The organism is Desulfofundulus thermobenzoicus (assembly GCF_009428905.1).
In the GTDB taxonomy this organism is placed as follows: Bacteria; Bacillota; Desulfotomaculia; order Desulfotomaculales; family Desulfovirgulaceae; genus Desulfofundulus_A; species Desulfofundulus_A thermobenzoicus.
The window spans coordinates 1-394 of sequence record NZ_WHYR01000253.1; the positions used below are offsets into that span (position 1 = coordinate 1).

Annotated in this window: 1 pseudogene; it reads right to left on the reverse strand. The window is 41.6% G+C overall.

Annotation, left to right across the window (positions count from 1 at the left end):
• Positions 1-394: pseudogene (locus tag GFC01_RS18515) on the reverse strand (glycine/betaine ABC transporter); the annotation flags it as partial.

Here is a 394-nt window from a genome sequence, read left to right on the forward strand (position 1 = left end):
TGTCTGCATTAAATCTAAAATAGGTGTCACAATTTTACGCACCGTTTCCTTCTGTGATGCCCAAATACCGATCGGAACCCCGATCACGATAGAAATGACCACAGCGGTCAGAACGAGCGCAAGTGTTTGAAGCATTGGATGCCAGTAGCCTAAATAGTCGATCAGTAAAAATCCAATAAGTGTGAAAAGAGCAACTCCTCTTGTACTGATCCACCAAGCAATGCCGGCAAAGATAAGGGTTAAAATAATGGATGGAATGACGCCAAGTGCAGCTACAATTCCATTTACTGTTCCAGCTAATCCATTTGTGATGCCATCAAAGAAACCACCAAACGTTAATGTTAACCAGTCAACAAATCGATCGATATAATCCGCGAACGGAATTCTAGTTAAA